This is a genomic window from Terrisporobacter muris (genome assembly GCF_024621905.1).
GTDB lineage: Bacteria > Bacillota > Clostridia > Peptostreptococcales > Peptostreptococcaceae > Terrisporobacter > Terrisporobacter muris.
The window spans coordinates 1-6,277 of record NZ_JANKBY010000215.1; the positions used below are offsets into that span (position 1 = coordinate 1).

Below are 6,277 nucleotides of genomic sequence, written 5' to 3' on the forward strand. Positions count from 1 at the left end.
ATTTCTTTATATAAATTACAGTTTTATAGATTTTTTAATTTCTTTATACTATAAATTGATATTGAAATAAATAATATCATATAAAGAATTAAAATTAATAAACTTAAATAGTTTGTTGGATTTAAAAAAGATATATCACGTAATAATCTACTTGAATGTGTTAGCGGAAGTACTTCTATAATAAATTTTACCACTCCAGAAACGTTATCTAAAGAAAAAAATGTATTGCATAAAAATGTCATTGGCAAAATTACATAAGTTGAAAATCTACTAACGCTAGAATGTGTTTTTGAATTAATAGCTGCAAATACACCTAATGATGCAAATAGCATCCCATTTAACAGCATAACTAATATAAACATAGGTGTTATATGTATATCTGCATTAAAAAATGCCGAAATGATTAATACAATTACTCCAGAATATACCCCTCTTAAAGCTCCTCCTATTGTCTGCCCTAGCACATACTGCCAAATAGGTGTAGGCGACATTATTATTTGTTCAAATGAATGTTCAAATAACCTTTGTACATTCAGTGACATAGCTATAGAGCTAAAGCTAGCATTCATGGTTGTAAGTGCAATAATCCCTGGAATGATAAACTGTATATAACTGTGACCATCTATTTGAGTAGTACTACCTAGTCCCATACCAAATGCTATCATATATAATAGTGGACTTATAGTTTGAGATATGGTATTTTTCCAAAATTCATTTTTAAATTCTATATACCTCTCCCATATAGCAGTTGTAACCCCCCACACTATGCATCAATCCTTTCCCCTACAACTTCAATAAATACATCTTCTAATGTAGTACTTCTTATTTCAAATCTATTTTCTAAGATATTTACAAATCTAATTGCATCATCTTTTTTATTGAAATAATAATTTTTAATTTCATTATTTTCATATACATCTACTGCTATATTACCAAGTTCATCTATAAATTGTTTTGGCACTTTACAATTTATAAGTTTGCCCTTATTTAACATTGCCACTCTATCACATAGTAGCTGTGCTTCTTCAATGTAATGTGTAGTCAAAATTATTGTTAATCCATTTTCATTCAAATTTCTTAATAATTTCCAGATATGTCTTCTTGATATTGGGTCTAAACCTACTGTTGGCTCATCTAACAATAATATTTTAGGCTCTGTTAGTAATGCTCTGCTTATCATTAGCTTTCTCTTCATTCCACCAGATAAATTTCTTACTTTTTTATCTTTTTCATTAATTAAATCACAAAACTCCAATAGCTCATTGGTCTTTCTTAATCTTTTTTCCTTAGGTATTTGATACAATCTACCTTGTAATTCCATTATCTGACTTACTGTCATATCATTTCTTAAAGAATACTCTTGAGACATTAATGATATTTTCTTTTTTATATGTACACTATCTCTAGTTAAAATTTCATTATCTATATTTATACTGCCTCCATTTGGTAAGATTAAAGTTGATATTAATTTTGATATGGTTGTTTTTCCAGCTCCATTAGGACCTAATATAGCAAAAAATTCACTTTCTTTAATTTCTAAGTTTAATTTATTTAAAGCTATTTGTTTACCATATTTTTTAATTACATCCCTTATTTTTATCATATCTATCCCCATTTCGCAAAAAAGTCAGAAAGCTGAGCCTTCTGACCTTTCATATATGTTAACAAATTAAATATTCTAATTGTTCACTAAAATTATAGCACCAGTAATTTTCATAATCAATTTAATTGTAGTACATACTATAAAATATACGTTCTATGAGAATTCAATTATTCAAAATTTCATTTATTTTCTATATAGAAACTATATAGTCTCCTCGAATATCTACATCTACATCATATACTTTTTTTATATTTGACTCTGTTAATACTTCTTTTGGTTTTCCTTGTGATATTACATAACCATCCTCAAGAAGTAAAATTTTATCAGAATACTTCATTGCCATATTTAAATCATGAACAACTATTATTACTATTTTTCCTTTTTGTGCAAGATTTCTAGCTATTTTCATTACTTCTATTTGGTTTTTTATATCTAAAAAACTAATTGGTTCATCTAACAAATATATATCGGTATCTTGTGCTAAAGCTCTTGCTATAAGTACTTTTTGTTTTTGACCTCCACTTAATTCACTATAGAACTTATCAGCTAAATGAAGTATACCCATACTATCTAATATATCTAATACAATTTTTATATCTTCCTCACTAATATTCCAATTGATATATGGCTTTCTCCCCATAATTACTAAATCCATAACTGTCCCAGAGAAAAAATCATTAGTCATTTGGGGTACATAAGCTATTTTTTTAGCTATATCTTGTTGTTTCATTAAATAAAGGTTTTTTTCATTTAATTTTACACTTCCCTTTTTCGGCTTTAATATTTTATTTATACATTTTATAAATGTTGTCTTTCCTGATCCATTTGGTCCTATTATACTTACCACATTTCCATACTCTGCATCTAAACATACATCATTCAATATATGTTTTGTTTTATATTCAAAATTAATGTTTTCAATTCTTAAACTCATTTTTTATCCTCTCTTTTGCTTAATTATTAAATATAGGAAGAAAGGAACTCCTATAAAAGATGTTATTATTCCAACTGGTAATTCAGTTGGTGCTATTATATTTCTTGCTATAGTGTCAGAAATTAATAATAGCAATGCTCCAATTAAAGATGATGCTGGTATTAAATATCTATAGTCACTTCCTATGATTATTCTACTTATATGTGGTGCTATTAGACCTACAAATCCAATTATTCCTGTAAAAGCTACTGCTACAGCCGTCATTAATGTTGACAATATTATAGAAATATTTTTAATCTTGTTAAAGTTTACACCTAAGCTAATAGCCAATTCTTCTCCCGCTGACATTACATTTAGATCCCATGCAAATCTCATCATTATAGTTACGCTTATAATTACTACTATTGCTATTAGAGCTATAGACTCCCATGGTATTCCTGCAAGTCCTCCCATCATCCAAAACACAATTTCAGGAAGTTCATTTGAATCACTTACATACTTTATAAATGAAACCATTGCCGAGAATAAATATCCAATGGCTACTCCTGATAAAACTAAGGTCTTAGAGGAATTTTTCGCCACTAAGGCTACACCATATACCATTAGCATAGTGATTACAGAAAATATAAATGCAAAAACAGGCACTCTATAATTTCCTAAGAAAGATAATTTAGCGCCCATAACTATTGATAATGCTGCTCCAAACGCTGCTCCATTTGAAACTCCAAGAGTATAAGGACTTACAATAGGATTTTGGAAAATACCTTGCATTAAAAGCCCTGCATTAGAAAGAGCTATCCCAGCAAATATAGCTACAAAAACTCTTGACAATCTTATATTAAGTACAACTATTTCATCTATTTTCGATACTGTATAGTCAGAATTAAATAAACTCATTACTACTTCTATAACTTTAGATGAATTTACTGATGATGCACCTATGGAAATAGACATTATTGTAACTAATACTAATAGGACACTAAGTCCTATTAGTATTAATAAATTTTTATATTTTTTTCTTTCATAGCTAGTCTTTTTATCTAAATATACCTTATTACTTGCTATTTGGTACATAAGTCCATATTCCTTTACCATCTAATCCATAGAATTTTTCTAACATTTCTTTATGTACTTCTTCTGGTTTTATATCTTCAAATTTATCTGGATATAACCAAGTTGCTAAATATAAGCTTCCTATTACACTTCCTTGTGGAGATGTTGCTATTTCATTAGATATTATATATGTTTTATTGTTTTTTACTGCTTTTAATTGATTCCATCCTTGTCTTGATACTAAAGTATCATATAATTTTTTTGCCTTTGAATCATCTTCTACTCCCAGTCCCAATGTTGCTTCAGTATTAGATGCTACTTTTACTATAACATTTGGATTCTTTTCTATTACCCATTCATCACTTATTTTGGGATATTCAACAGGTTCATTTCCAGCTATATTAACTCCGCCAGCTAAGTCTATTACACCGTGTCCACCAGTTCCCTTTGCAACTGTTGTATAGTCACTATAACCTTCCCAGTAAACATTAACCTTTTCTTCTTCTGGTAATTCAGCTAATCTTTCATTTATTATATCTGTGTACTTATTTAAAAATGCTAAGTATTCCTTAGCTTGTTCTTCTTTTCCTAATATAAGTCCTAGTGTACTTATTTCTGATGCCATATTTTCTGCTTTATACGCATCTATATAAACTAAAGCGATTCCAGCATCTTCTATTTGTTTAGCTGATTCTGCCTTCATATATTGTTTATAACCAAAAACTACATCTGGTTTTAATTCTAATATTTTCTCAACATTAGGCTCTTTCCAAGTACCAACTATTTCTTTTTCAGTATCATTTGGTAATATTTTTGTAGTGTCTGTTACACCTACTACTTTATCTGCAGCACCTAAACCACATACTAAATCGTATACGCCTGAATTTAATATAGCTACTGTTTCTACATCTTTAGGCACATCTACATATCTTCCATATGTATCTACTACTTTATGTGTTTCTTTATTTCCTTTTTCTGTACTACCATCAGTACTACTACATCCTACCATTGCAGTTACCATTACTAATGATAGCATCAATGATAATTTCTTTTTTAATCCTATTTTCATACTACTCCCCCTATATTTCAAAAAAATAGCCATGAAGTATAGACTCTCTCTAAAGAATCTAAAACCTTCATGGCTTTATTATATATTTATGATAACACTTTACACATTAATTTGTAAATATTTTCCAATTGACTATTTCCACAATTGTATTTAATATTTTAAAATTATATTTAAGATTTTATTTTATATAACTTTTCTCTAAAACTTTCTATTTCATTTAAATCAATAATATCAATTGACCCTCCTTGAAAATCTCCTTCTATATCTCCCATACCTTCTTCTATCCATCCTTCCATCTCTATATAATAATCTTTTAGTTCTTCTATTATATCTTCATCAGCTTCCCATAAATTTCTCTCATAAGCTTCTATTAACCTTCTTGAAATTTCTTCTAAAGCCCAAGGATTGTTTTCTTCAAAAAATTTTCTATTTTCATCATCTAAAACAAAGGTATTTGTTATTTCATCAAATATCCAATCGTCTACTTCATCAGTTGTAGCATCCCAGCCATATACTCTTCCTATTCTCTTTGATATATCTGATGCTCCTTTATAACCATGTCTCTTTTGTCCTTCAATCCACTTTGGATTAAGTAATTTTCCTCTTACAACTCTTCTTATTTCTTCAGATAATGTTCTTACTTCCACACTAGATACTTCTCTTGTATCTCCATAATATGTTTTTACTTCTTTAGTAGAAACTTGTTTTGCAGCTGCTGTTAATCCTCCATGAGCTCCAAAATAAGCACAACATCCTAATAAATCATGTTCATCAGATATTGCTTTATTATAAGTTATATCAATTGTTTTTAGGCTATCATTCAACTCACTATAAGCTTCTTGACCATATTTATTTTTTCCATATGAATATCCATTGTAATATGTGAACACATCTAAAAAGTCATTTTTTTCTTTCCATGCAGATGAATACACCATCATATTTATACCTGATAGATATGTTCCTGGTCTTGTTCCAAATATTCTAGATGATGAATTATTTTCTAGAGTATGTTTTCTTATGTAGTTTTTATCTATTGGTTCATCCAATCTAGAAACCGCTTCAATGGCTCCATCTAATAAATCTACACAATTTGAAAAATTATCTCTAAGTATGCCTGATATTCTAACTGTTACATCAATTCTTGGTCTATTTAGTTCTTCTAGTGGAATTATTTCAAATCCATTTACTCTACCGTTTTTTGACCATGTTGGCCTTGTTCCTATCAAATAAAGAAGTTGAGCCATTCCTTCACCGTCTGACCATAGTATGTCATTACACATCCAGTAAATAGCAAAGTTCTCAGGATACGTACCTGTTTCTTCTAAGTATTTTTCTATAACTTTATCACCTAATCTTCTTCCAACTTCATAAGATACTTTAGTAGGTATTCTATAAGGGTCCAGCGTGTAAAAGTTTCTTCCCGTAGGCAAAATATCATCTCTTCCTCTAGTTATAACTCCCGATGGCCCTGCACTTATATATTCTCCATTCATTGCTTTTAATAAAGAATCTATTTCTTTAGATTCTTCTATTCTATTTTTTATATCTATTATTTTTTCTTTAAAGTCTTCTATTTCATCTAGTTTATCTATATTTTTTAATTGATAAACTTTAAAAG

6 protein-coding genes are annotated in these 6,277 nt (G+C 28.8%); all 6 read right to left on the reverse strand.

The genetic code is table 11. The annotated features are described in order from the left end of the window. Window positions 1–23: 23 nt before the first annotated feature. Window positions 24–764: an ABC transporter permease gene (locus tag NSA58_RS14130; RefSeq protein ID WP_039681076.1), complete on the reverse strand. Its 741-nt coding sequence runs from the start codon at window positions 762–764 to the stop codon at window positions 24–26. Next, window positions 764–1,603: an ABC transporter ATP-binding protein gene (locus NSA58_RS14135; protein ID WP_074429947.1), complete on the reverse strand. Its 840-nt coding sequence runs from the start codon at window positions 1,601–1,603 to the stop codon at window positions 764–766. Before NSA58_RS14135 ends, NSA58_RS14130 begins: the two co-directional genes overlap by 1 nt. A gap of 190 nt (window positions 1,604–1,793) precedes the next feature. Continuing rightward, entirely contained in the window at window positions 1,794–2,537 is a 744-nt protein-coding gene (locus NSA58_RS14140) for an ABC transporter ATP-binding protein (RefSeq protein ID WP_074080130.1), read from the reverse strand. Between the two features lie 3 nt (window positions 2,538–2,540). Then, a complete protein-coding gene (locus tag NSA58_RS14145) occupies window positions 2,541–3,611 on the reverse strand; it encodes a FecCD family ABC transporter permease (RefSeq protein ID WP_039681079.1) in 1,071 nt (356 codons plus the stop codon). Beyond that, a complete protein-coding gene (locus NSA58_RS14150) occupies window positions 3,592–4,659 on the reverse strand; it encodes an ABC transporter substrate-binding protein (protein ID WP_052233132.1) in 1,068 nt (355 codons plus the stop codon). Before NSA58_RS14150 ends, NSA58_RS14145 begins: the two co-directional genes overlap by 20 nt. Window positions 4,660–4,829: 170 nt before the next feature. Further along, window positions 4,830–6,277 (reverse strand): cobaltochelatase subunit CobN (locus NSA58_RS14155; RefSeq protein ID WP_257560610.1); only part of this gene is annotated, 1,448 nt, incomplete at its 5' end.

Coding starts and splice junctions, on each gene's coding strand:
- NSA58_RS14135 (WP_074429947.1), bottom strand. CDS start 1,603: ATGATAAAAATAAGGGATGTAATTAAAAAATATGGTAAACAAATAGCT.
- NSA58_RS14140 (WP_074080130.1), bottom strand. CDS start 2,537: ATGAGTTTAAGAATTGAAAACATTAATTTTGAATATAAAACAAAACAT.
- NSA58_RS14145 (WP_039681079.1), bottom strand. CDS start 3,611: ATGTACCAAATAGCAAGTAATAAGGTATATTTAGATAAAAAGACTAGC.
- NSA58_RS14150 (WP_052233132.1), bottom strand. CDS start 4,659: ATGAAAATAGGATTAAAAAAGAAATTATCATTGATGCTATCATTAGTA.